This is a genomic window from Phycicoccus ginsengisoli, from assembly GCF_054779295.1.
Genome location: NZ_BAAGYN010000005.1, coordinates 225191 through 250464, shown reverse-complemented (window position 1 = coordinate 250464; position 25274 = coordinate 225191). Strand labels below are relative to the sequence as shown.

Sequence of the window (25274 nt, the reverse complement as noted above, 5' to 3'; positions counted from 1 at the left end):
GCCGTGGGTCAGCTCGCCATGGGTCCGTTTGCCGTGGGTCCGTTTGCCCTGGGCCAGCTCGCCGTGGGTCAGTTCGAGGAGGGTGCCGGCACGAGCGTGAGCTCGTCGCCACCGGCTGCGGTGACGGCCTTGCGGCTGAACGGCCAGTCGAACAGCTCGCCCTTGACCCAGGCGTTCGTCTGGTCGTCGTAGTGCGGGTTCCAGGCGTGGCCGCTGTTGCCGGTCTGGTTGACCCACCGTGACTTGTCCAGGTCGGACAGGTCGACCACCATCCGCATCGAGGGCGCCCAGTCGACGTCGTACCCCTGGTTCTCGACGCAGGTGTCCGGCGGCTGCGAGGTGGTGCAGGCGGCGTTCCAGCCGTTGGCGTCGACGATGGCCGAGCCGCCCGGCATCTGCCGGGGGGAGAGGTTGAAGATCGAGCGCACGATGCCCGGCACGTCGTCGCCGCCGAGGACCTGGTGGCGCAGCGTCAGCTGGTGCAGCCGGCCCCACTTCCAGTCCGACGGGTCCTTGCCGAGCTGCTTGGTGAGGTCGAGCCGGGCCTCGACCAGGGCGCGCCGCAGGATCTCGGACCTGCCCTCGGTGACACCGGCGGTGCGCTTGTCGTCCCACCAGGCCGAGTTGCCCTTCTGCGTCAGCATCGCGCCCATGGCGGCCATCCACTGGTCGCCGCCGTCGGCCTGCAGGTCACGGGGCAGCTCGTCGTTGAAGGTCAGGTCGAGCAGCTTGGACCAGACTGCGTTGTAGTAGGCGGCGGCAGCGGCCGACTCGCTGTCGTCTGCGGGCTGGCTGAAGTTCCACCCGCGCAGCAGGTCCTGCGCCTGCTTGGTGAAGTCGTCGTTGCGCAGGTCCACGCCGAGCAGCGCCTTGACCAGGGTCGGGGCGAACTGGTTGCGGGTGTCCGTCTGGATCCGCGCCATGTCGGCCGGGCTGACCTTGGTGTCCTTGCTCAGCAGGTCGCGGATGCGCTGGGCGCGGTAGCCGTAGTCCCACTCGGTGGTGAGGAAGGGCGTGCCGCTGGCCGTCACAGCCTGGTTGGCCGTGACGAGGTAGCCCTCACTCGGGTTGTACGTCCACGGCATCTCGTCGAAGGGCACGTAGCCCTTCCAGTCCCAGGAGGAGACCCAGCCGGGGCGGATCCAGTACCCGGGTGCGGCCTCCATGTAGCGGCTGCGGATCGGGATGGCCCCCGGCGCCTGGTAGCCGATGTTGCCCTTGGTGTCGGCGTAGACGAGGTTCTGCGCGGGCACCGCGAACTCCTTGGCGGCGGCGCGGAACTGCTGGAAGTCCTGGGCCGTGTTGAGGCCGAAGATCGCGTCCGCGGTCTGGCCCACCTGCAGCCCGGTCCAGTCCAGGGCCACCTCGTACGACCCCGGGCTCTGCCGCCCGTTGACCGGCGGCGAGTCGCCCGCCTCGGCGACCGGGTCGACGGCGTCGGACAGGATCGGGCCGTGCACGGTCGAGCGCACCGTGATGGTCTGCTCACCGCCGCCGCCGATCTTGATCGTCTCGGTGCGCATCGTGAGGGGCACCTGCTTGCCGTCGCGCAGGTAGGTGCGGCCGTTGACCTGCTCGAGGAAGAAGTCGCTGACGTCGGGGCCGAGGTTGGTGAAGCCCCAGGCGATCGACTGGTTGTGGCCGATGACCACGCCGGGCAGGCCGGAGAAGGAGTAGCCGGCCACGTCGAACGGGCAGCTGGCGCTGACCGACCGGCAGTGCAGCCCTACCTGGTACCAGATGCCCGGCACGCTGACCCCCAGGTGCGGATCGTTGGCCAGCAGCGGCTTGCCGGTGGTGGTGCGGCTGCCCGCCACGACCCAGGAGTTGGAGCCGATGCCGTCGCCCCGGCCCACCGTCTGCGGCACCGCGGCGAGCGCGCGGGACACCGCGGCATACGCCTCCTGCACCTGCTTGTTGCCCGGCGAGGGGAGCGCGGACCCGGCCGGCGCGGCCGCTGGGGCGGCACCCTTCGCGGGCACCGCGGCGTTCGCGGGCGCGGCGAGAGCGGCGGCCTTCGCGGGCAGGTTGGGGACGGCGGAACCGGCGCTGGAGGAGGTCGCCGGGGTGGACGCGCCCGGTGACCAGTCCTGGGCGGAGAGGATCGGCTTGTTGGTGTCGTAGGGGTAGGCCGGCCAGAGCTCGTCGATCTGGTTCATCGACATGGAGCCGGCGAGCCGGGCCCGCATCAGCTCGGCCGAGTAGTCCCCACGCAGGTCCCACGCCATCGCCTTGAGCCAGGCGAGGGAGTCGGCGGGCGACCAGTCCTCGACGCGGTAGTCGGGCACCTTCTGCCCCAGGACGACGTACTCCAGCGACATCTTCGACGGCGAGCCGGTCCGGTGGATGTAGGCGTTGACGCCGTCGGCGTAGGCCTGCAGGTAGCGCCGGGTCTCGGGCTTGAGGGTGGGCAGCTCCGCCTCCGCGATGCGCCGCCAGCCCAGGGTGCGCACGACGCGGTCGGTCTCGACCCCGCCCTCCCCCACGAGCTCGGCGAGCCGGCCGGCGGTGATGTGCCGGCGCAGGTCCATCTCGAAGAAGCGGTCCTGGGCGTGGACGAAGCCCTCCGCCTTGAACAGGTCCTCGGCGGAGTCGGCGTAGATCTGCGGGATCCCGTGCTCGCCGCGCAGCACCGTCACCTTGCCGCTGAGCCCCGGGACCTGGATCTGGCCCTCGGTGACGGGAAAGGGACGGCGCACCCAGGTGACGGCCAGGACCGCGACGATGCCGATGACGACGACGAGCAGGGCTGCGAGCGCGACGGCGACACGGCGCAGGAGTTTCACCCGGGACACCCTGCGAGACTATCCGCACCGCGACGAGGGGAAGGGAGGGGCTGGCCGTGCCGTTCGGGTTGCCCAGCGTCGGTGCGGCGTTCACGCTGCACGACCTCACCCCGGCCCTCCTGGTGGGCTCGGTCGTCCTGCTCGTGTCGGTGGCGGCGGTGCGCCTGTCGACCAAGTCGGGCCTGCCCTCGCTGCTGCTCTACCTCGGCATCGGGCTCGTGATCGGCGAGGCCGGGTTCGGCATCCGGTTCGACTCCGGCGAGCTCACCCAGGTCCTCGGGTACTCCGCGCTCATCCTCATCCTCAGCGAGGGCGGCCTCTCCACCCGGTGGGAGGGGATCCGCCGGTCCGTCGCCCCGGCCGCGCTGCTGTCGACCGTCGGGGTCCTCGTCTCCGTGGTCGTGGTGGCGCTGGCCGTCCGGTTCGTCCTGCACCTGGACTGGAACACCGCGCTGCTCATCGGCGCGATCCTGTCCTCGACCGACGCCGCGGCCGTGTTCTCGGTGCTGCGCCGGGTGCCGTTGCCCCGCCGGATCACCGGGATGCTCGAGGCGGAGTCGGGCTTCAACGACGCCCCCGTCGTCATCCTCGTCACCGCGCTGGCCGCCCGCAGCGCCAACCCGGCCGACTCCGACCCGTGGTGGCACCTGCTCGGCGTGGCCGTCCTCGAGCTGGCCGTCGGCGCCGCCATCGGGCTGGCGATCGGATGGCTGGGCGCGCAGTTCATGCGTCGCGCCGCGTCCGGCTCCTCCGGCCTGTTCAGCATCGGGGTGGTGGCCATCACCGTGCTCGCGTATGCCGCGGCGGCCATCGTGCACACGAGCGGGTTCATCGCGTGCTACCTCGCGGCCCTGCTGCTGGGCAACCTGCGGCTGCCGCACCGTCCGGCGGTGCAGGGGTTGTCGACCGCCCTGGGCTGGCTGGCGCAGATCGGGCTGTTCGTGCTGCTCGGCCTCCTCGCCGCCCCCGGGCACATGGGCGACCAGGTCCTGCCGGCGATCGTGATCGGGCTGGTGCTGCTGCTCGTCGCCCGCCCCCTGTCCGTGCTGGTCTCGGTGGCGCCGTTCCGGCTGGGCTGGCGCGACCAGGTCTTCCTGTCGTGGGCCGGGCTGCGCGGTGCCGTGCCGGTCGTCCTCGCCACCGTCCCGGGGACGATGGGGGCCAAGGGCGTCGACTGGATCTTCGAGCTGGTCTTCGTCCTCGTCGTCGTCTTCACGCTGGTCCAGGGGCCGACGCTGCCGTGGGTGGCGCGCCGGCTCGGGGTCGTGGCGGAGTACGGCACCCTCGACCTCGCCGTCGAGGCGACGCCGCTGGAGGAGCTGGGCGCCGACGTGATCCAGGTGACCGTCGGCCCCGAGTCCAGGCTGCACGGTGTCGACGTGTTCGAGCTGCGCCTGCCCGAGGGCGCGAACGTCACCCTCGTCGTGCGCGGCGGCGAGGCATTCGTGCCCGCCGGCAACACCGTGATCCGCACCGGGGACCAGCTGCTCGTGGTCGCCACCGCCGCGAGCCGGTCGCGGGCCGAGAAGCGGCTGCGAGCGGTCAGCCGGGACGGCCGACTGGCCGGCTGGCGCCACCCCGAGCCGCCCCCCGCGTCCTCCAGGGTGCAGGAACGGGGCCGCCGGTTGGCGGGTGCGCTGGCCGCCCGGCGGATCAGTGGGAAGAAGTAGGGCCTCACTGGCCTTATAGTTGGCACTCGAACGTATCGAGTGCCAGACCGCGCGGGGGCGCGCGGCCTGTGACCGTCCAGGAGGAACCGTGCCGACGTACGCCTACGCCTGCACCGAGTGCGACCACCGCTTCGACATCGTGCAGTCCTTCAGCGACGACTCGCTGACCGTCTGCCCGGAGTGCGACGGGAAGCTGCGCAAGGTCTTCAACGCCGTCGGGGTCGTCTTCAAGGGCGGTGGCTTCTACCGCACCGACTCCCGCAGCGGCTCGTCCTCGTCCGTGCCCGCGTCCGGGTCGTCCGACTCGGCGTCGTCGGGGTCCTCCGGGTCCTCGGGCTCGACGTCGGAGTCCTCGGGCTCCGGCAAGGCCGCCGCCGCGAAGAGCACCGCGGCCGCCGACGGCTCGGCGGCCTGAGCCACCAGCACGCCTGAGACGCCCGTCCCTGTCCACAGGGGCGGGCGTCGCCGCTCCCCCTCCACAGCGCGTCCGCGCGGGTGCGGCGCGGGTCCGGCCCGTGCGTAGGCTGGCGGCCATGACTTCCTCCCCCGTGCCGGACGTCGGCCCGGCCGACCTCGGGCTCATCGGCGGCTCCGGGTTCTACGAGTTCTTCGACCGGGCCGAGCGTGTGCACGTGAGCACGCCGTTCGGCGACCCGAGCGACGACGTCGTCATCGGCGAGGTCGACGGGCGCCGGGTCGCGTTCCTCGCTCGGCACGGCCAGGGCCACCGCTTCGCGCCGCACCGGGTCAACTACCGGGCCAACCTCTGGGCCCTGCGCTCGGTGGGGGTGCGCCAGGTGCTCGCCCCGTGCGCGGTCGGGTCCCTCAAGGTCGAGAACGGGCCGGGCACCGTCGTCGTCCCCGACCAGGTCGTCGACCGCACGTGGGGCCGCGAGCACACCGTGTATGCCGAGGAGGGGCCCGTCGTCCACGTCGGGTTCGCCGACCCCTACTGCCCCCGCGGCCGGGCGGCCGCCGTCGCGTCCGCGTCCGCCGCCGGCCTGCCGGTCGTCGGCGAGGGCACGCTGGTGGTCGTCAACGGGCCCCGGTTCTCGTCCCGGGCCGAGTCCGCCTGGCACCAGGCCGCCGGGTGGTCGATCGTGGGGATGACCGCGATGCCGGAGGCGGCCATCGCCCGCGAGCTGGCGATGTGCTTCACCACGGTGGCCCTCGTCACCGACCTCGACGCGGGCGTCGACGGCGACGACGCCGTCACCCACGAGGAGGTGCTGGCCGTGTTCGCCAAGAACGTCGAGGGGCTCAAGACCGTGCTGCGGTCAGCTCTCGCCGCGCTTCCCGAGGCCGAGAGCGACGCCGAGGCGACCTGCTCGTGCCGGCGCACGCTCGACGGCATCGAGCTGCCGTTCGCGCTGCCGGGCTGAGGCGACCCCCGTGCCGACGCCGCCACTGGCCTCGCTGACCGCCTGGGTGCGCGGTCCGGGACGGCGGCGCGAGTGGCGTCGGCGGGTGGTGCGCCGCTCGCTGGCGGCCGCCTGCGCGGTCGCCGCACTGCTGGGCGTTCTCTCCGTGGCGCGAGGCAGCGGTGAGCCGGTCGTCCCGGTCGTCGTCGCGGTCCGCCCCCTGGGGGTGGGCGAGGTCGTGACGGCCGCGTCGGTCCGGCTCGTGGCATGGCCGACCCGGCTCGTCCCCGACGGCGCAGCCCACGACCTCGCCCAGGTCGTCGGGCGTGCGCTCGCCTCCCCCATCGGTCCGGGCGAGACGGTGACGCGCTCCCGGTTCGACACCCGCTCCCTCCTCGCGGGCAGGCCCTCCGACGAGGTCGCGATCCACGTCGCGGTCGCCGACGACGGTGCTGTCTCGATGGTGACGGCCGGCGAGCGGATCGACCTCCTCGCCGCGGACCGCCTCGTCGCCCGGGACGTGCTCGTGCTCCGGGTGGAGCGACCGGTGCGCACGGACTTCGGGTCGGTCATCCAGGGGCAGGGGTCCTCGGGCGGGTACGCCCTCGACGGGCCGGGCCTGGTGGTCGCCGTCGACGAGGCCACGGCCCGGGCGATCAGTGCCGCACCGCTCGACGCCTCCGGGCGGGCAGCCCTCCAGCTGGTGCTGCGCAACAGCTGACAAGGCGGCCGCGAGGTCGCCGTCAGCGCGCCACGCGCGGGGTCGCCCTCCCGCGCCGCGCGCGAGCGCCGCGCTCCTGGCGCGAGATTCCGGCCCCGAGTCAGTAGCGTGCGCTCATCAGCGCTTTCACTCGACAGCGAAAGGTCGGGAGCCCATGAAGGGTTTCAAGGACTTCATCATGCGGGGCAACCTCATCGAGCTTGCCGTCGCCTTCATCATCGGCGCGGCCTTCGCGGCCGTGGTCACGGCCTTCACCAAGGTCGTCATCGAGCTCCTGGCCAAGGCCGGGGGCGCCCCCAACTTCGACAAGTGGCAGCCCGGCGGCCTGGTGTCAGTAGGCCCCTTCCTCACGGCGCTGGTCGCGTTCCTGATCATGGCGGCCGTCGTCTACTTCTTCGTCGTGAAGCCGTACGAGGCCGTCAAGGCGCGCTACGCCAAGGCCGAGGAGGACGCGGCTCCCGACGAGGAGGTCGTCCTGCTCCGCGAGATCCGCGACGCACTCACCCGCCGCATCTAACCGGCGGCCGCTGAGACGCGGCTCCGCGCACGACCGGACGCCACGACGGCGCCGGGCCCCCAAGGGGTCCGGCGCCGTCGTCGTGGCATCACCGACATCGGCGGGTCGGCGGCTCAGTCGCTGCCCCAGTGCGGGGGCCGCTGCTCCTGCAGCCAGCGGTCGTGGGCCGATCGGTCGGAGTACTCGCCCCAGCCGGCGTCGGTGTCGTCCTTGGTCTGCTCGGGCGCCCTCCGCTTGCGACCGCGGACCCGGCGGCTGCGCGCACCCTCGTCCGGCGTGGGGACGAAGTCGGCCTCCGGCTCCGGCGCCGACCGCTCCTCAGCCGGGGCCTCCTCCGCGGACTCCACGGCTGTCGTCTGCTCCCCCTCGGCGACGTTCTCCTGCACCTCCGCGGACGTCGACCCGCCCGGCTCGGAACCATCAGCGCTGCCGGCCGCCCGGCCCGCCTCCTGCGCCTCGGCCTCTGCCCGAGCCGCAGCCGCCTGCTGCACGGCCGCGTTGACCCGAGCGACGTCGCGCGCGGGGTCGCGGAACAGGTCGGTCGACCACACGCGCACGTGCATCCACCCGAGCCGTCCGAGCTGCTCGCCCCGCAGCCGGTCGCGGTCACGGGAGCTGTGGATCGCGGCATACCCGGGACCGTCGGTCTCGACGGCGACGAGCACGCTGCCCGGGCGGTCCGGGTCCTCGATGGCGAGGTCGATCGGGTCACCGGTCACGCCGTAGCCCTCGTGCACGACCAGGCCCGTGGCCCGCAGCCGCCTGGCGAAGTCGGCGACGAGGGCGTCGGGGTGCACCCCGGGCTCCCCCTGCGTCCCCACAGCCGGCGCAGGGGCGCCCGCCCCCGCAGGGGACCCGTCCTGCGAGGTCGCGGGGAGGGTGCCGTCGGCGGCGTACGCGAGGAAGTCCCGCAGCATCACTGCACCCCTGGCCTTGAGCCGGGCCGGGTCCAGGTCGCCGGCGACCAGCGAGGAGACCACGGTCATCCGGCGGCGTGAGCGGGTGATGGCGACGTTGAGGCGGCGCTCGCCGCCCTCGAGGTTGAGCGGCCCGAACCGGTGGAGGACGCGGCCGTGCGGAGTCTTGCCGTAGCCGACGGCGAGGATGATCGCGTCGCGCTCGTCGCCCTGGACCCGCTCGAGGTTCTTGACGAAGAACCGCTCGGGGCGGTCCTCGTCGAAGAAGTCGCCGACCCCCCCGGCCTGGTCGCCCGCCAGCGCGCGACGGAGGGCGTCGTCGATCCGGTTGGCGTGCTTGATGCCGAGGGCGATGACGCCGAGCGACTCCCAGGGCCGGGTCCGGGCGTGCTCGAGGACCAGCTCGACGACCCGGTCGACCTCTGCCTGCGTCGACTCGATCGCCTCCTCGCCGGGCTGCACCACCCCGGCACCCTCCACCGTCTCGAGCCGGACGACGGGTTCGGTGCCGGTGCCGGGGAAGGTGACGAGCGACCCGTCGTACATCTCCCGGTTCGCGAAGGCGACGAGCCGCTCGTCGAGGGAGCGGTAGTGCCACGACAGGCGTCGGGTCGGCAGCGCGGCGGTGAGGACGTCGAGCACCGACTCGAAGCCCTCGGTCAGCGTCTCGGTCTCGGGGGACGGCGCCGCCTCCTCGTCGACGGCCGAGGTGAAGAAGGACGTCGGCGGCAGCTGCCGCTCGTCACCGGCCACGACGACCTGGTGCGCCCGGGAGATCGCCGAGACCGCCTGGGCGGGCGGGATCTGCGACGCCTCGTCGAAGACCACCACGTCGAACCAGCGGCCGGGCGGCAGGACCGAGGCGACCACGAGCGGCGACATGGCCCACGCGGGCTTCACCGCGGTCAGCGTCTCGCCGGCGCGCGGCAGCAGCTCGCGCAACGGGCGGTGACGACGGGCCTTGCCAGCCTCGGCGCGGACCAGCGACTCCTGCTCGGGGTGGTCGGCCAGCACCTCGCGCAGCCGGCGACCCGCCCCTGCCCTGACCCGCTCGACGCTCGCGCGCAGGTGGGCGTGGTCGGCCGCGACGTACTCGCGGGCGACCCGCTGGAGCTGCGCCCCGTCGTGGGCGCCGTACCGCGGGTCGCGCACCGTGAGGTCCTCCGAGAGCGAGGTCCACCAGACGAAGTCGAGCTCCGCGGCCACGTCGTCGGCCTCGACCCCCCGGGCGGCGAGGTCGTCGACGAGGGGCCCCATGCCGGCGGCGCGCAGGGCGTCGAGGGCTCCGAGCACCTGTGGCACGACGGCGAGGCGCTCGGGGGCCGCGGCGAGCGCGGCGAGCCGGGTGCGCAGGGCGGGCAGCTCGACGTCGAGCAGGTCGCCCCCGTCCGCGGTCGTGGCCAGCCGCTCCCCGAGCCAGACGAGGTCGTCCGCCACCGCGGCGTACGCGGTGCGCGCCCGGTCGAGGTCGACCGGGATCTCCGGTCGGCCGCCGGCGCCGGCCATCTGCTGCCACGCGGTGCGCTGCACCTGGGCGTCGGCGAGCGCGGCGTGCAGGTCGGCCGGCGGGGGGCCGGGGCGCAGCAGCCCACGCGCCTGGCGCCGCAGCCGCCAGCGCGACCACCAGCCGAGGTCGACGCCGTGGTCGCGGCGGTACTGCGCCGAGCCGGTGGCGGCGACCAGCTCGCCCAACGGGATGTCGAAGACCTCGGGCCGGAAGACCTCGAGGGTGTCGCGGACCCGGCCCACCGACTCGAGCACCGCTCCCCAGTCCCGCGCGCGCTGGGCCTGGGGCAGGCTCACCTCCGCGAACACCTCGCGCATCGTCGCCTCGAGCTCGTCGAGGCCGCCCTCGCTGAGCCGGCTCGTGATGTCGCGGGCCCGCACCGCGTCCTGCGACGTCTGGACCCGGGCCCCGAACCAGGGGTCCTCGCCCTCCTGGGTCGACCACGCGCCGAGGGAGGCTGCCTCGGTGAGCTGCCGCCCGAGCTCGTCGACCCGCTGCCGGGACAGGCCGGCCAGCTGGTCGCCGCGCACGCGCACCCGCGACGTCGGCGGGTGGGCGCGGTCGGTGAGCTCGGTGATGGCCTGCTGCGCCTGGTAGACCGACAGCCCCCACGGCTGGCGCACCTCGTGCAGGGCGGTCGCGTGCTCCACGAGCCGGCCCCGCCGGTCGACGAGGGCGCGCTCGAGCTCGGTGGTGTCGGGCTCGCGGATCTGGGTCGAGCGGTCGAGGGCGGCGCCCAGCTCCTGGGCGAGGCGCCGCTTGTTGACCGCGCCGTCGTACGCGTCGAGGACCAGGTCGGACAGCCCCACGCCGTCGAGCCGGGTGAGGACGGCGTCGATGGCGGCGCGCTTCTCGGCGACGAACAGCACCCGCTTGCCCTCGCCGGCCAGCGAGGCGATGAGGTTGGCGATGGTCTGGGACTTGCCGGTGCCGGGCGGGCCCTTGATGACGAGGTGGGCGCCGGAGCGGACCGCGTCGATGGCCGCCTGCTGGGTGGAGTCGGCGTCGAGGATGAGCAGCTCGTGGGACGGGTCCGCGTCGGCGGGAGCGTCGGGGACGGCGCCGCGGACGGTACGCAGCGCGCCCGGGTCGCCGGCGAGGGCCGCCACCACGTCGTGGTCGACGAGCGAGCTGCCCTGCGCCGCCAGGTCGGCCACCATGGGCAGCTTGGCGTAGGAGAAGGTCCCGACGACCAGGCGCGGGCTGATCGAGAAGTCGGGCACGCCGGCGCAGAGCCGGCCGAGCTCCTCGTAGACCGGGTAGGGGTCGAACGCTTCGCCCGCCGTCGCGAGGTCCTCCAGGGCGCCCGTGTCCAGCTCCAGGCCCTGCTCGGAGCGCAGGTAGTGCTCCAGGACCGGGTTGACCTCGACGTCGGGGCCGAGGTCGAGGTCGAAGTCCTCCCGCGCCGCGCCGGTCGGCTTGAGCACGCAGGAGCGCAGGAGCACCGGGGCAGCCGGTGCCCGGCTCGCGCCCCGCACCGTCCACGACGCCATGCCGATGGAGATGAACCCGGCGGCGATGCCCCGCTCCTCGGCGAGCTCGAGCGTCTTGGCCCGGATCGTCCGCGCCCGGCGGCGCGCCTCGTCGAGGGCGACGGGCTCGCGCACCAGGTCCGAGAGCCGGGTGGGCCGGCCGGCGAGGAGCATCGCCAGCCCGCCGGGGTGCGCCGTGGTGAGGTCGAGGGTGCCGCTGGGCAGGTCGCGGTACCAGAGCAGGGTGTTGCGGCCACCGAGGTCGACGAGGTGCCGCTGCCAGGTGCGGACCGCGGCCGCGACCCGCTCGCCGCGGGGGTCGGCGTCGCGGGGATCGGCGTCCGGCTGCTCGGTGGGGTGGCTCACCCGTGCAGGCTAACCAACCTCGCTGTCCACTTCGCCGGGCAACGCGGGTGGGGGCGAGACCCGGTTCAGCTCCGTGGGCCGGATGAGCAGGGCGGCCACGCCGACGACCCCGGCGAGGCACGCCGCGAGGGTGCCGAGCACGGCATACCCGAGCTGTCCGACGACGACGCCGGCGAGCGCTCCCCCGCCGCCGGCGGCCAGCCCCATGGCGAGGTCGGAGGCCCCCTGGGCACCCGCGCGCTCGCTGAGCGGCACCGCCCGCACCACCAGGGTGGAGCCGCTGACCAGCGTGAACGACCAGCCGAGCCCGAGCAGGAACAGCCCCACGGCGAGCCCCGGCGACCAGCCCGTCGGCGCCTGCGCGGCGAGCACGCCCGCGGCGACGAGGACGGCGGCACCGGCGAGTGCCGCGGTGCGGCCGCCCCAGCGGTCGACGGCGACGCCCACGAGCGGGGAGAACGCGAACATGCCGAGGATGTGGGCGCTGATGACCAGGCCGATGACCTGCAGGTCGGCTCCGCCGTGGTGCATGTGCAGGGGCGTCATCACCATGACGCTCACCATCACGGTGTGGCCCACCGCCATCGTGATGACGCCGAGCAGCGCCCCGGGGTAGGCGCCGAGGGTGCGCAGGCCACGCCAGACCGAGCCGTGCTGGCGCTCGAGCGGTTCGGCGGCGTGGGCGGCCTCGACCCGGCGGGCCAGGAGCAGCGGGTCGGGTCGCAGCCGCAGCAGGATCACGACGGCGCCGAGCAGGAGGCCGGCGAGGGAGAAGACGTACGGGCCGGCGAGCGCGGGGATGTGCAGCAGCCGCGCGACCGGCTCCCCGGGCCCGGCGAGGTTGGGCCCGAACACCGCGCCGATGGTCGTGGCCCAGACCACGATCGAGAGGTCCCGCCCGCGCCGGTTGTCGTCGGCGAGGTCGGCGGCGACGTAGCGGGCCTGGCTGTTGGCGGCGTTGGCCCCGCCGAAGAGCGTCGCCCCGACCAGCAGCAGCGTGAAGCTGCCCACCGCCGCCGCGACGATGATCAGCACGGCGCCGAGGATGCCGAGCGCGTAGCCGGTGAGCATGCCCCACCGACGACCACGCGCCGCCATGACGTGAGCCATCGGGATCGCGACGAGCGCACCCCCGAGGACCTGGAAGGTGCCACCGAGCCCGGCGAGGTCGGCCGACCCGCTCGTCTGCTCGGCGAGCAGGGCGCCGACGGCGGCACCCGCCGAGACCCCGACCCCGACGAGGACCTGGGTGCCCACGAGGGTGGTAACGGTGCGCCGCTGGACGGCGTGGAGGTCGGTGGCGGTGGGCACGGCTTCGGACACCGCGTCAGTATGCCGCCCGCCCCGGACAGCGCCGACCGCGCGACGGGCACGAGCGGAGGCCCTGGGCACAGGCCCTGCGCCCTGCCCAGGGCCTCCACCCTCCCGGGACCCCCGTCAACCGGCGTTCGTGACCGCGCCTCCCGCACTGACGACCCCCGTGAGGGCCAGCGGGAACGTCGCGTCCCGGCAGCTGTCCTGGCCCGGGAGGGCCAGTCGCATCACCGTCACGGGGATGCGGATCGTGGACCGGCGCGGCACCTCGTAGCTCGGGGCGCCCGTCCGGTCGGAGCGGTAGGAGCTGACGACGAGCGAGCGGTCCGCGCGGCAGCCCGGTCCGCCGTCACGGGGCGTCGCCGTCAGCTGGAGCACCCGGTATGCCGTGGGGCCGGGGTTCGTCACCGTCACCTCGACCGTGCGCAGCTCCCCCGGTGCCAGCGCCCGGACGCCGTCGGCGGCGGCCCAGGGCGCGTCCCGCACCGGCGTGGCCGCCTCGACACCGTGACCGGGCGTGACGACGCGGAGGGTCCCGGCGTGAGGGCTCGGCGCCGCACTCCCGTGGTGCGATGTCGCCAGCACGACGCCCACCCCGAGGACGACGGCGCAGGAGACGCCGAGGACCACGCGGCGGGTCGAGCGGGCGACGGTCACGGCAGCACTTCCTTCGGGCCGGTGGGGAGAGGACCCGGTGGCGCCTCAGGGGTGGCGCCACCGGGCCGGTCACTGGCCCGGCCCCAGCTGGAGGACTGTCGCAGGGCGCGGACCCGGCTCCCCTCCCCCGAGAGGAGCCGAGAACCATCGTCGTCGCCGCGCGGGCGCCCGCACATCGGCCCTCAGGCCACGACGAGCTCCACCGTTCAGGTAAAGACAAGCCCTTCGGAAGGTAAAGCGCTCGTAAAGTGTCGACTCGCGCCGGCCCGTGTGCTAACCGCACCCGGGACGCACGTTGCCCGCCCACCGGTGGCGGCGGACGGGCAACGGGTCGAGGGGGCGACTAGCTGAGGTCGCGGTACGGCAGCCCGACGGTGCTCAGGCAGCCGGCACCCCGGCCGACCCTGGCCAGACCGGCGAGGTCGCCCGAGGCGTACGCGTACGGAGACGTGCTGCGCAGCGTCGGGTACATCTGCTGGCGGGTGTCGCCCACGTGCTGCAGCCCCATGGCGTGGCCGAGCTCGTGCATGAGCAGGTTGGTGCGACGCAGGCCGGCGCCGTAGCCGCCGCGCAGCTGCGAGAACGACTGCGGGGTGTCGAGGACGACGAAGCCGCGCTGGGCGGCATACGTGTAGCTCGTCCGGCCGTTGACCCACCGGGAAGCCCAGGCGTAGCTGAAACCACCCTGTCCCGCGGTGGCGCCCCAGAGGCTGTAGCGGGTCCGGCTCGGGGTCGTCCAGGCGATGACGATCTCGGCCGACTGCCTGGCGGCCGAGCCCGGCTGCGGGATCTCGCTCGTGGTCCCCTTGTAGGAGAACGGGATCCGGGTGGCCTGCGAGATCCGCGCGACGGCCGACTTCGTCTCGCTCAGCACGGTGGCCCGCGAGGCGGTCGGCACGGAGGCGAGGTTGACCTTCCAGGTGACGGCCTTCTGGCAGGGGTTCCAGCGCAGGACCGGCTTGCTGCCGTTGGGCAGGCTGGCGTACGCGAGCTTGTAGGTCGCGGTCGCGCCGCTGGCGGCCTGTGGGGCGGCGACCGTGGCCGCCGCCACCAGCGCGACCGGCGCGAGCGCAGCGGCGAGTGCGCGGAGGGAGGTGCGCATCGAGCGATCCTTCGGGGGGCAGGTGTGGCGTGGCTGGGAGGTGCGCGTGCTCGCGGCGGGGCTGGGACCGGGGCTCGCGCGAGGCGGTGTCCAGTATGCGTGGAGTGGGCCCCCTGACCAGCCCGGATGTGGACATTTCAACCGAACGGATGATGAGGGGTCATCCGCCTCGCGGACCCCTCCTGGCCCCGTCTACCCGGTCTTCCAGGGGATGGGGGGCACTCGCCCGGTGCAGGACGTGTCCGGTTCCTGCAGCGGCTGCTGGAGGAAGCGCGACTCCACGGACCGCACGCAGGCGTCTTCGGGGATGTGGCCCTGCTGGGGGAACTCGACGAAGTGGCCGTGGGTCAGCGTGCTGTCGATGAGGCGGCCGTATGCCGGCGGGTTGGCCGAGTCGTACCGTCCGGTGACGATCAGGGTGGGGACGTCGCTGCGCACCGGAGTGTGTGCAGCCTGGCTGACGGGCCCGTGGGGCCAGCGGGCACACAGGTCGAACCACCAGGCGGGCGGCGTGAACAGGTGGCGCTGTTCCGGGTGCGCAGCGTCGATGGCCTGCGCCCGCTGCCGGTCGACGAAGGGTGCCTCGTCGGCGCAGCTGACCGACTGGGACATCCCCCAGGTGAGGCCGAGGCCTCCCGTTGCGGCGATGCCCTCGGTGTAGATCTGTGCCCAGTCGGCCAGGTCGCCGCCGGTGGCCGCGTGATGAATCGCCCTGGGCAGGACGGCGAGCGTTCCGATGGTGACCGCACCCGTGAGCAGACGGATGAGCAGGTGGCTGTCGAACCGCACCCTGTGGTCGGCGCCGTCGACGTGCACCACGAGCTCCCGCGGGTGGGCGTCGAGCAGGTCCACGGCGGTGCGCAGGTCTCGTGCCGGCTGGGGGTAGGCCGCCGCGCATCGAGGGTGGGCCGCGCAGTCGGCGAAGAGCGCCTGGAGCGCCCGGGCAGTGTTGTCGGGCATGTCGGTTCGGTAGCTGACCTGCGGCGGTAGGGGTGAGGCGAGGATGACGATGCGGACACCGTCCGGGTGCGCGCGCATGGCCATCAGCGCCAGCAGGGACCCGTAGGAGTAGCCGAACAGGTTGACCGTCCGGTAGCCGAGCGCTGGTCCGAGGTCGACGACGTCGGCCGCGTCCTCCTCGGTGGTGAAGGCGGTGAGGTCGATCCCGCGGGCGGTGAGCTTGTCACGACATGCCAGGCCGGAGTCGAGGTCGACGATGGGGTCGCAGTCCAGCGAGGGACGAGAGCGGCCCACGCCACGTTGGTCGAGCACGACGAGGTCCCGGTCGGCATGGGGGCCGGAGAGCAGGTGGGTCGGTGCGTAGCCCGTGAGCATCGACCTCCCGGTACCGACCAGGGTGCCCCCGGGGCCACCGACCAGGACCATCACCGGGTCCGGCTTGGGATGCGGGTTCGGCGTGTGGATCACCTCGACGGCCAGCTGGATCGACCGGCCTCGTGGCTGGTCGTGGTGCAGCGGCACCGTGACGTACCCACAGGTGATGCGCAGCTCGGTGTCACTGTGGAACCAGCACGCGGCCGGATGCCAACGGCCCGACTGGGTCGGCGCTTCGTCCCGGCACGCGGAGAGCAGGCCGGCGGCGAGCAGCGCGGTGACGAGCAGCGCCAGCCACGAGCGCGCAAAGCGACGCATCCCCTGCCTCCTTTACCGTCAGGTGTTTCCACCTTCCGCCGCGACGCGGGCGGCCACAGGGGCGAAGGTCCGGTCTCGTGCAGGGGTGTGCCGGGCGGGGCGCGCCCCCCGGGCGCGGCTGGTCGATTCCGGACGTACGAGGGACGGCGATGGCGCGCCGCCCGCCCACGCGGTCCGATCGACTACTGTGTGCCACGCACGGTCGGCCAGGCTTCGGCGATGGTTGCAGCCATGCCCCGCCCTCGTAGCTCAGGGGATAGAGCACCGCTCTCCTAAAGCGGGTGTCGGCAGTTCGAATCTGCCCGAGGGCACAACCACAAAACCGCAGGTCAGAGGCTTGCACTGCCGTCGTCGCTCCCGCTCTGTTTCCCTGAAACATCAGTCCCGGCCCCCGTGAGGCCCCCTAGTGCGCGGTTGACCCGCTCCAGAGCTGCCCTGTCGGCGTCCGTCCCCATCAGGTGGCCGTAGGTGTCCAGCGTCAGCTTGGCGGTGGAGTGACCCAGCCACGCGGAGACCGTCTTGATGTCGATCCCCGCCGCGATCCACAGGCTGGCCGCCGTGTGGCGGAGGTCGTGCGGGCGACGTCCCAGCGATGTCTCGTTCCAGTGGACCGCACGTCGCCAGTTCTGGGCCCGGAGGTAGCCGCCCTCAGGAGCCGGGAACAGCAGGTCGTCAGGCTCGCGGCCCTCGACCCACCTCGCGACCACGGGCTGCACGGGCGCGGACAGCGGCACCAGCCGTGACCGACCACTCTTCGTCGTGGCCCGTTCGATCGGTGCGCTGGTACGACCCGACTGCGGTATCGAACGCTTCACCACCAAGGCCGGATACGGCACGTCGACCACGTCCCGAACGCGAAGGCCGCGGAGTTCCCCGAGCCGCACACCGGTCAGCGCCAGGACGAGGGTGATGTCGGCGTACCGCTCGGAGTGCTCCCGTTGCGCCTCCACGACCGATGACAACACCTCGACCGGGAAGGGGTGGATCTCGACGACCTTGCCAGTCCTGGAGTCGGGCCGAGGAAGCGCCACGTCTTCGGCGGGAGACTTCGCCAGCCGGCGGGTGCGCACCGCGTACCGGAAGAGTCCCCGCAGCGTGGTCCTGACGCGAGCGGCCGTTCGCACTGACCGACTCACCGCGAGATCGGTCAGGAACCGCTCGATCTCGACCGACGACACCGACGAGATGGGCTTGTACCGGAACGCGGGAACGATGTGCACACGCAAGGCGCTCTCGTCGGACTCCCACGCCCGCACCGACACCTGGCCCATGCGCGAGTCCCGGTACTCGTCGGCCAGCTCGGTCACGGTGATGCGGCCCGCCGCTGGCGCCACGAACTCACCGGACTGCAGCAGCCGCTTCTGCTCCATCTCCCAACGCACGGCATCACCACGCCGCTCGAAGGTTCGGTCTGCCACGATCACACCGCGGAACTTCACCTTGACCCGCCACTTCCCGTTGGGGCGCTTGAGGATCACGTCGACTCCTTGTTCGCCTCGAGCCAGTCGAGCAGATCCTTCGGCATCCAGAAGCACCGCTTGCCGATCCTCACAGCGGGCGCGAACCGACCGTGCAACCTCAGATGGTTCAGCGTCCCGACGCTGATGTGACACCACTCGGCCGCCTCTGTGGGGGTCAGCAGGACCGGCGCCTGCACCCCCTCCACTTCCACACTCATGACCATTCCCCTCTCTTGGAATCTGTTGTGGTCACTGCGAACTCCCCGTCTTGCGCCTCGCCTTGTCCTGCGCATGCTCACGAGCCCGGGCCGCGGCCGCCTTGGCGAGGGCCACATCTCCGGGCGTGTCCCAGCCGATTCCGGCGAAGGACCAGCTGCCGACGATGAGCGTGGTTTCGGCCTCGTCGTCAGCGAGGAGCTGGGCTTCCATGGCGGCGAGGTCGATGGTCTGGCCACGGCGACCTGCGTCGGCGATGAGGACCTGGGCGCGGCGGCGGGCTCGGCGTAGCTGGCCGAGGGTGACGGAGTAGCGGCGGGACTTGGAGGCGAAGTGCCCGCGGAAACCGAGGTCGTGGACCCACTTGCCTAGCAGCCCGTAGGGCCAGTCACGCAGCTCGACGGGGCGTCCGGCGTGGTTCCACTCGTCCTCGACGACGCGGGCGAACTCGTCGGCCACGGTCTTGATCCGGCGCAGGTGCGCGTTGCCCTGCTCGGTGGTGTCCGTGGCGGACTTGGTCGAGTACTTGGCGAGGTAGCCGGCGACCTGCTCGGGCGCGAGGGGCTGGGCGGGGTCGTCGGTGCGGTGGCCGGTGCGGACGTGCCGTGCATCGACCTGGGCCCCAAACGCCAGGACACGCTCGACGTCCCCGGCCAACACGGGTGGGGCCGTGAATCGCACGGACGCCGCTGCCTCGCGGATGAGGCTGGCCAACTGGTCGGCGTCGACGTCGGCGGGTGCGGGGCCGAACGCTCCGTCGACCTTGGGCCCATCGAGGCGGATCAGGGCGTGGAAGTGGATCAGCCCGCGGCGCTGGTACTCCCCGACCTTGGCGTACTGCAGCGACGCCCGGGTGTTGAGCTTGGTCTCGCGGACGCCGAGGTGCTGGGCCAGGGCACGTCGTAGCGCGATGGTGAAACGCCGCCACAACTCCGGGGCCCACCACTGCCACACCACGTGGGAGGCGTAGTCGTAGCACTCCCAGCACAGCGGCTGCCCCAGCTGCGCGTCCTCGTTCGTGTGGACGGCCATGCACGTGGTGGGGCGCCCGTGGGGGCAGCGCGGGGTTTTGGCGTGGGGGCGGCAGCGGGGACTGTTGTCGCGGGTCCCGTGCACGTGCCCGAACGAGGGCGCGGTCAAGGTGGCGAACACCAGCGGGTTCTCACTGATGGCGTCCGGGACACCTTTGCCGCCAGCGACCCCGGCGCGGATGAGGTGGAACACGTCCGCGGCGTAGATCCGCGAACAGGACGGGCACTCCGACGCACGCCGGTTGCCGCAACGGATCAGCGTGACCCCGCCCTGTTCCTGGGCGGAACAGTAGGTCGACAGGACCTCCCCGGTGGTGGCGTCGAGGGTGGTCGAGGACCCGGTGAGGTGGATCGGGTTGGCGCAAAACCCAACCCGCGACAGCTGGTCGCTGAAGGCCTCGAAGTCCGGCGCCAGGAGCCGCTTGACCACCTGCGCGGCGACCGCGGGTGAGTCCAGGTCGAGGTCGAGCACGGCCTCCTCGCCGTACCCGGCGAACCGGTGCGGGGTGGCGGCCGCGTCGACCACGGTCATGGGGTGGGGCCTCAGCCCGCGTCCTGGAGGGTGAACAGGTCGAAGGGGTGCTGGCGGGTCTTGAGCAGGTCCCGCTCCCTGGCGGTGGCGCCCTGCCGCAGGACGGCCCGGTCGACCTCGCACAGGCCACCCCAGACGCCGTACTCCTCCCCTGCCGCCAGGGCGTAGTCGCGGCACTCGGCCAGCACCGGGCACCTCTCGCAGAGGGTTCGGGCACGGTTCCGGGCGTTTAAGTACCCCGAGCCGCTGACGAACCATGCCTGCGGGTGGGGCGACCCGACGCATTTGCCCTCCTGCCCGATCCGGGCAAGGACGCGGCGCAGGTCCGGTCGCGCGGCGAGGACGGCTTCGGTGGTCGTCTTGGTGCTGCTCATGACATCCCCTTCGCTTCGCTGGTCGTGGTGGCTGCGGCTGCGCGAGCACGTGGCTTGCGTGGCCTCCGCTGCCGCGGCGCTGACGTGGACTGGGCAGGCACAGCGGGCTCGGGCGACGCTGGGGCCCGGTCGGGACTGAACGCGTCGAGCGGGTCGACCGGCTTCGGCGGTCGCGGGGCCGACAGGGCCGGTGACGCGGTGACGGTGCGGGCAACGTCGGCGATGTCATCGTCGGTCAGGTACGAGGCCCGGACGCGGCGGATGGCGCGGGTACCCTCGACCCGGACGAACGCGACCCCGGGGGTGAGTTCGCTGATGTGGTCGGCGGTGGCGCCCAGGTCGCGGGCTCCTTCGCCAAGGACCATGTCGACCTGGATCGGGTTGTCCAGCCGCATCGCGACCCGGGTCGGGAACAGGTCGCGCCAGCCGACGACATCCTTACCCGGGTCCTGCACCGCCGCCACGACGGTGATCCCCACAGCCCGCCCCTTGGTCAGCAGCAGCCCGAGGGCACGGTCGATCCGGCGGACAGTGTCGCGTTCGGCGAACGCGGTCAGGGTGGCGAGCTCGTCGATCACCGCGAGGACGTGAGGGTCCCGCACCCACGGCTCGTGCTTGCGGACCCCCCGGGCGGCGAGGTTCTTCGCCCGGCGGTCCATCACCGCCACCAGGTCCTCGAGCAGGTCGCACATCGCCTCCGGGGTGGAGTCCTCGAACCGCGAGAACAACCGCCGGCCGGGGCGCAGCTCCATCCCGCCCTTGGGGTCGATGGCCCACACCTGCACCCAGCCGTCGTTGATGGCCGGCGACAGCCCGCGCAGCAGCGACCACAACACCGAGCCCTTCCCTGCCCCGGTCGCGCCCGCGATCAGGACGTGGGTGCCGTGCAGGGTGAACCGCCACGGTGTGCCGTCCTCGTGTCGCCCCACGGGGACCCCGGCAAGGTTCACCTGGTCACCGGCCGGGAGAGGCAGTGGGGCGATGGTGGTCTTGAGGACGTCGGTGCGGTGCAGCTCGACCCAGACCGATCCCGTCCCGGCCCGGGTCACCCGTGCTTCGCGGACCCCGAACGCGACGGCCAACGCGTCTGCCCGGCGGGCGTAGTCGTCGAGGGTGAGCCCGGTCGGGATGACGATCCGGAGCCGGACGACCCCGGCCGGGGTGACCTGCACGTCCTTGAGCGCGCCGTGGACCCAGCGGGCGTCGTGGCCGGTGTGGTCGTGGACGACGAGCCCGACGCGGGAGGCGATGCCCCGCCACTTACGCGGGTAGGTCACCCGGATCCACGCCGCACGTAACCGTGGACGGACCTGGGCGGCATAAGACTCGGGCCGCGCGACCCGCCACACCCCAACCCCGACAACGAGCATCAGGACGAGCATCAGGACCGCGACGTGTCCGGCGTACCGGTCAAGCGCCACCACCGATGCGGCGGCCGAGGCGACTTTGGGGCGGCGGATCGCGAAGCGAGTAAGGCGGAACGCGGACCGGACCACGAACCCGACCAGTCGCACCACGGCTTCCAGCAGCATCGGAATCGGCTCATCGCTGCCGAACATCGGCCCCTTGGGCGAACTCATCGCAAGCCTCTAAGCCGACCGGCGCGCGTCCGCGGCAGCCGCCATGACCCGCGACTCCGCGGCACCCAGGGAGGAGTACGCCCGGAACATGCCGCGGCGCACCTCGTCATCCGGGGCGCCCGCGAACTCCCGGACCAGCTTCGCCAGCTCGGTACGGACCCCGTCGACCCGGGCCACCTCGTGGTTCAGCACCGCAGGCAGGTCCTTCACGTCGACGTCGAACGCGTCCGCCCACGCCACCGCCTCGACGGGGCGCATCACGCGCCACCCTTCTCAGCACCCGACGAGGGCGGCTTGCCCGTCGATGACCCGTTGGACTGCTTTGCACCCGGGGCGCGCATGCCCTCCGCCCGGAACGACCACGCCAGCTTCGCCCGGCTCCCCCGGTCATCGATCCACCCCGTCAGGGTCAGCCCCACCAGCTCGACCGGCCGCATCGGCAAACCGTCAACCCGCGGCGGGGGCACCGGCTGCTGCTCCGAGGCGATCTTCACGACGATGTCGCCCTGACCCTTCGGCGCCTCCTCGTCCAGGTCGACTACTCGGAACTCCCACACCCGCAGACCGGTCTCCTTGTCCCGGACCTGCACATCCCCCGGCTCCCTGCCCTCGGCCTTCGCCCGCTGGATCAGGTCGAAGTCCTCCACCGCCGTGACCTCCCCACGAAAGAACGCCCCCGCCGGGAACACGTCCTCGAACCGAACCGGCATCCGCTGCTTGATCGCCATCACGCTCTCCTCAGTTGACGGTGAACCACTTAGAGGTGGTTCTAATGCAGAACGTACCAGATGTCCGAATTTAGATCCGGTTCTATTTACCAACTTCGTACCTAGCGCTGAGTACCACTACCGTTATTGCCACTAAGAGCACGCGGAGGGAGGCAGGCGACCATGGGACTCGGGTACCGGGATCTCGCTGCGCAGCTGCGTGGCGGCATCGAGCGCGGTGACTACGCCCCTGGCAGCACGCTGCCCAAGCAGGCCGACCTTGCCGTCGAGTTCGGCGTCAACGTGAAGACCGTCCGAAACGCCGTCGCGCTCCTTGAGGCCGAAGGTCTGGTGACCCCGGTGCGTCGACGCGGGACTGTCGTTCGTGAGCGGCCACCCATGCGGCGGCTCGGCGCGGAGCGTTACTCCAAGAGCAAGTGGAAGTTCGGTGACAGCGTCGCCTTCATCGCTGACCGCGAGGCCTCCGGTGAGTCATGGCAGCGGACCGACCAGACCCAGACCGTCGAACTCGTGCAAGCGCCGGCACGAGCGGCCGAGGTGTTGGGCATCGACCCAGACGGCCAGGTCTACGCCAGGGCCAGGTTGGTCAAGCTGCACGGGAAACCGACGCACACCCTGACGAGCTACTACCGCCCCCAAGACGTCGAGGGGACTCCCCTAGTGGACCCGAGCCCTGGACCGGCTGGTCGCGGTGGCGGGTTCGCCGTCCTGACCTTGCAAGGGCTGGAGCCGCACGAAGTCACGGAGACATTCCACGCCCGAATGCCCACGCCCGACGAGATGACGACGCTGCAGCTGCCCGCGGGTGAGCCCGTGATGATCCTTGAGCGCATCACGCGCACCAAGGACGGGTATGCCGTGGAGTACGCGACGGGCGTCCACGCGGCCTCACGCTTCTCTTGGACCTACACGTACGACATGCCCGAGTGAGGAGGACCCGTGAGCGTGATGGACGATGCCCAGATCCTTTGGGACTACCACCAGATGCACCACGAGCCGCGCAACACGGACATCGCCATCGGCCTGGGTAGCCATGACATCGGAGTAGCGGAGCACGCGGCCGACCTGTACCACCAGGGCCGCTTCCCTCTGATCGTCTTCACGGGCGCCAACGCTCCTACCACCGTTGAGGTCTTCCCCCGCGGCGAGGCAGTCCACTACGCCGAACGTGCTGTGGAGCTTGGCGTACCCGACGATGCAATCATCATAGAGACTCGGGCCACGAACACCGGCGAGAACTTCGCCCTGACGCGCCAGCTGCTCGACCGGGAAGGTATCCACCCCGAGTCGGCAACGATCATCAGCCGGCCTTACCAACAGCGCCGCGCCTACGCGACCTGCCGCCAGCTTTGGCCGGAGCTCGACGTGGTCTGCTCGTCGAGGCAGCAGTCGCTTCAGGACTACATCGCAACCATCGGCGATTCGGACAAGGTGCTGAACATGCTCGTTGGTGACACCCAGCGCATATGGATCTACGCCGACAAGGGTTACGCGGAGCCCCAGACGGTGCCCAGGGATGTCATGGTCGCGTTCTCGTCGCTAGTCGAGGGGGGCTTCCGCCAGCGGCTGCTTGGCTCGAACATCACCTAGGTCACGCCGGAGCGCCAGTACGCGGGCAAACTAGGAGATTCTGCCGCGCCGAGGGCGCTAGCGCGCTAGCCTTCGTCAATCTAGGAGGCGGGGGACTCAGTGGCTCCACGTAAAGCAACAAAGATCAGCTCCCCAGACGGGCCGTTCGAATTCACATTCGACGACTTTAATGACTGGTATTCGAAAGTAACAGCCAGTCTGCTGGAACCTGCTCGCGCGACGTTCACCCGCATTTTAAACGAGACGCTTGATCAAGAGCTAAGCGACGTTGATCGGCTTAGAATCAGGGTTTCCCATTCCCGAATCAAGAACCCCACGCGCCTCTGGAACAAGATGCTCGCGCCCAAATACTCTGATCAGATCACAACCCTGGACGATATTGCTGCAGCCGTCGATGACCTGGTGGGGGTACGCGTAACCTGCAACAACCTGGTCGACGTAGAGACTTTTCGGAACATCATCATCGGACTGGAGCCCGTCGACGCAACGGAACTCCCGACTGGGCTCTGCATAGACCCCGACTCGGAGCGCCGGCACTCAAAGCCATCAGGTTATCGCGCTTACCACATCAATCTGCACACATTGATCCCCGCTCGCCATGAATGGCGGCCCGCGCGAGGCGAGCTTCAGGTTAGGACGCTTCTTCAAGACAGCTGGGGGGAGCTGACTCACGAGGACACCTATAAGCCAGGCAGTTCAATGCCGGTCCTCGTAACTCAGCTTGCGAAGCGAATGGCAGACCTCCTCGCGACCGTTGATGATCTCGCCCAAGACCTCCGCAACGAACTTGATGAACTTGCGCTGAAGGATGTCGAAGAACCGACCGAGGCGGCCGGCGAACACGATCCAACCCCTGCGGCAACCGTGCTCGTGAAAGACCGGTCCAACGTTCGTGAGGCGCTCTTGGCAGAGACCCAGCGTGTGGTTGCCGAACTAACCCGCCCTGCCTCCTTGGCGCAGGTTGCCTGGCAAGTGCAGGCGAACTTTGGCAGAGAGGTTACGGCGACGTGGGGTGGTTTTGGCTCCTTCAAAGAACTACTCAAGACCGCGGCGCCCGACGTGCAAGTGATAGACGTTCCGCCAGGAACGGTCATCCCGGCCAATGTCTCGCGCAGCATGGCCTATGCAGACAATCCGGACGGTACAGCGGCGATTGGCACCCCGCCTGAGGGCGTCCCGCCCCTCTTGCATAGACTCAGGCAAAGTGATTCGCGTGTCCCGGCGGTCACATCAGAGAAACTGTCGAAGATCCTTAAGGCGGTCGAAACAGCCCTCGAACCTGGTGTTTGGGCTACCATCCAGCTCTCTGAGCCTATCGTCGGGGTCAGCGATTTGAATAAGCTCACAAGATACGCCCGAGACTCAAGCGCTGGCGGAGATTTTGCCCCCTCGCGCGTGAGCCTGGACTACCTCTTCAAAAGTCTCTATTTCTCACAGCACATCCAGCCTGGTCTAAGCAAACGAGAAATTGCTGACGCTTTCGGGGAGTGGCTCTTTGGACGAGCCTCACGACTGGGCCTTGTCCTTGACGAAGCCGCAGAACGCGCCGCCCTCAGCGAGTGGCTTGAGGCCGCGCTGCACGACTAGTCCGTGGGGACACCCCCACGGGGCGAAGTGGGGTACAGCGCGCGCAGCGACCTACCGAGACCATGCTTGGGGTGTCGCCGCACGGTTGAACGCCCCTCCCGCACTAGGGTTGCCGCACCGACGTACTAGGAGC

The 25274-nt window shown here is 71.5% G+C and carries 21 protein-coding genes and 1 tRNA gene; 9 read left to right on the top strand and 13 right to left on the bottom strand.

Going from position 1 to position 25274, the window contains the following annotated elements:
• Positions 1 to 68: 68 nt before the first annotated feature.
• Positions 69 to 2795 (bottom strand): penicillin acylase family protein, encoded by a 2727-nt coding sequence (locus tag ACYVDO_RS10515; protein WP_460935516.1) that lies wholly within the window; start codon positions 2793 to 2795, stop codon positions 69 to 71.
• 47 nt (positions 2796 to 2842) lie between these two features.
• Here ACYVDO_RS10515 and ACYVDO_RS10510 point away from each other — a divergent pair, with 47 nt between their 5' ends.
• The 5 genes from ACYVDO_RS10510 (at position 2843) to mscL (ending at position 7055) form a co-directional block, all read left to right on the top strand.
• Positions 2843 to 4456 carry a potassium/proton antiporter gene (locus tag ACYVDO_RS10510; protein ID WP_460935514.1) on the top strand — a complete coding sequence of 538 codons (1614 nt, stop codon included), beginning with the start codon at positions 2843 to 2845 and terminating at the stop codon, positions 4454 to 4456.
• An 88-nt stretch (positions 4457 to 4544) separates the two neighbouring features.
• Entirely contained in the window at positions 4545 to 4871 is a 327-nt protein-coding gene (locus ACYVDO_RS10505) for an FmdB family zinc ribbon protein (RefSeq protein WP_460935512.1), read from the top strand.
• Between the two features lie 118 nt (positions 4872 to 4989).
• Positions 4990 to 5838 (top strand): S-methyl-5'-thioadenosine phosphorylase, encoded by an 849-nt coding sequence (locus ACYVDO_RS10500; protein WP_460935510.1) that lies wholly within the window; start codon positions 4990 to 4992, stop codon positions 5836 to 5838.
• 10 nt (positions 5839 to 5848) lie between these two features.
• Complete coding sequence (locus tag ACYVDO_RS10495) at positions 5849 to 6538, top strand: SAF domain-containing protein (protein WP_460935508.1); 690 nt, start codon at positions 5849 to 5851, stop codon at positions 6536 to 6538.
• A gap of 154 nt (positions 6539 to 6692) precedes the next feature.
• A complete protein-coding gene (gene mscL, locus ACYVDO_RS10490) occupies positions 6693 to 7055 on the top strand; it encodes a large conductance mechanosensitive channel protein MscL (RefSeq protein WP_460935506.1) in 363 nt (120 codons plus the stop codon).
• Positions 7056 to 7168: 113 nt separating this feature from the next.
• On the opposite strand, the gene ACYVDO_RS10485 is transcribed toward mscL, so the two are convergent.
• The 5 genes from ACYVDO_RS10485 to ACYVDO_RS10465 all read right to left on the bottom strand — a co-directional run bounded on the left by ACYVDO_RS10485 (position 7169) and on the right by ACYVDO_RS10465 (position 16043).
• Positions 7169 to 11317, bottom strand: a complete 4149-nt coding sequence (locus ACYVDO_RS10485) for an AAA domain-containing protein (RefSeq protein WP_460935504.1) — start codon at positions 11315 to 11317, stop codon at positions 7169 to 7171.
• 9 nt (positions 11318 to 11326) lie between these two features.
• The gene (locus ACYVDO_RS10480) at positions 11327 to 12640 is read right to left on the bottom strand and encodes an MFS transporter (protein WP_460935502.1); all 1314 of its coding nucleotides are present in this window, start codon (positions 12638 to 12640) and stop codon (positions 11327 to 11329) included.
• Positions 12641 to 12754: 114 nt separating this feature from the next.
• Complete coding sequence (locus tag ACYVDO_RS10475) at positions 12755 to 13288, bottom strand: hypothetical protein (protein WP_460935500.1); 534 nt, start codon at positions 13286 to 13288, stop codon at positions 12755 to 12757.
• A 343-nt stretch (positions 13289 to 13631) separates the two neighbouring features.
• On the bottom strand, positions 13632 to 14390 hold the full coding sequence (locus tag ACYVDO_RS10470) for a matrixin family metalloprotease (RefSeq protein ID WP_460935498.1): 759 nt from the start codon (positions 14388 to 14390) through the stop codon (positions 13632 to 13634).
• 192 nt (positions 14391 to 14582) lie between these two features.
• Positions 14583 to 16043 carry an alpha/beta fold hydrolase gene (locus tag ACYVDO_RS10465; RefSeq protein ID WP_460935496.1) on the bottom strand — a complete coding sequence of 487 codons (1461 nt, stop codon included), beginning with the start codon at positions 16041 to 16043 and terminating at the stop codon, positions 14583 to 14585.
• A 238-nt stretch (positions 16044 to 16281) separates the two neighbouring features.
• On the opposite strand from ACYVDO_RS10465, the gene ACYVDO_RS10460 reads away from it, so the two are divergent.
• A tRNA-Arg gene (locus ACYVDO_RS10460) sits at positions 16282 to 16354 on the top strand.
• An 18-nt stretch (positions 16355 to 16372) separates the two neighbouring features.
• On the opposite strand, the gene ACYVDO_RS10455 is transcribed toward ACYVDO_RS10460, so the two are convergent.
• The 7 genes from ACYVDO_RS10455 to ACYVDO_RS10425 are packed head-to-tail and all read right to left on the bottom strand — an operon-like array spanning position 16373 to position 21964.
• The gene (locus ACYVDO_RS10455; RefSeq protein ID WP_460935494.1) at positions 16373 to 17521 is read right to left on the bottom strand and encodes a tyrosine-type recombinase/integrase; all 1149 of its coding nucleotides are present in this window, start codon (positions 17519 to 17521) and stop codon (positions 16373 to 16375) included.
• Positions 17518 to 17721, bottom strand: coding sequence for a helix-turn-helix transcriptional regulator (locus ACYVDO_RS10450; RefSeq protein WP_460935492.1), 204 nt, complete (start codon positions 17719 to 17721; stop codon positions 17518 to 17520). Before ACYVDO_RS10450 ends, ACYVDO_RS10455 begins: the two co-directional genes overlap by 4 nt.
• Positions 17722 to 17752: 31 nt before the next feature.
• Positions 17753 to 19282, bottom strand: a complete 1530-nt coding sequence (locus ACYVDO_RS10445; RefSeq protein ID WP_460935489.1) for a replication initiator — start codon at positions 19280 to 19282, stop codon at positions 17753 to 17755.
• A gap of 11 nt (positions 19283 to 19293) precedes the next feature.
• The gene (locus tag ACYVDO_RS10440; protein WP_460935487.1) at positions 19294 to 19656 is read right to left on the bottom strand and encodes a WhiB family transcriptional regulator; all 363 of its coding nucleotides are present in this window, start codon (positions 19654 to 19656) and stop codon (positions 19294 to 19296) included.
• Positions 19653 to 21236, bottom strand: a complete 1584-nt coding sequence (locus ACYVDO_RS10435; protein ID WP_460935485.1) for an FtsK/SpoIIIE domain-containing protein — start codon at positions 21234 to 21236, stop codon at positions 19653 to 19655. Before ACYVDO_RS10435 ends, ACYVDO_RS10440 begins: the two co-directional genes overlap by 4 nt.
• A 9-nt stretch (positions 21237 to 21245) precedes the next feature.
• Positions 21246 to 21497, bottom strand: coding sequence for a hypothetical protein (locus ACYVDO_RS10430; RefSeq protein WP_460935483.1), 252 nt, complete (start codon positions 21495 to 21497; stop codon positions 21246 to 21248).
• Positions 21494 to 21964, bottom strand: coding sequence for a plasmid replication, integration and excision activator (locus ACYVDO_RS10425; RefSeq protein ID WP_460935481.1), 471 nt, complete (start codon positions 21962 to 21964; stop codon positions 21494 to 21496). The genes ACYVDO_RS10430 and ACYVDO_RS10425 overlap by 4 nt, the downstream gene beginning before the upstream one ends.
• 162 nt (positions 21965 to 22126) lie before the next feature.
• On the opposite strand from ACYVDO_RS10425, the gene ACYVDO_RS10420 reads away from it, so the two are divergent.
• From ACYVDO_RS10420 to ACYVDO_RS10410, 3 genes are all read left to right on the top strand, one after another.
• The gene (locus ACYVDO_RS10420; protein WP_460935479.1) at positions 22127 to 22894 is read left to right on the top strand and encodes a GntR family transcriptional regulator; all 768 of its coding nucleotides are present in this window, start codon (positions 22127 to 22129) and stop codon (positions 22892 to 22894) included.
• A gap of 18 nt (positions 22895 to 22912) precedes the next feature.
• Positions 22913 to 23554 carry a YdcF family protein gene (locus ACYVDO_RS10415; RefSeq protein WP_460935770.1) on the top strand — a complete coding sequence of 214 codons (642 nt, stop codon included), beginning with the start codon at positions 22913 to 22915 and terminating at the stop codon, positions 23552 to 23554.
• 99 nt (positions 23555 to 23653) lie between these two features.
• Entirely contained in the window at positions 23654 to 25141 is a 1488-nt protein-coding gene (locus ACYVDO_RS10410; protein ID WP_460935477.1) for a GTP pyrophosphokinase, read from the top strand.
• The last annotated feature ends 133 nt before the right edge of the window (positions 25142 to 25274 follow it).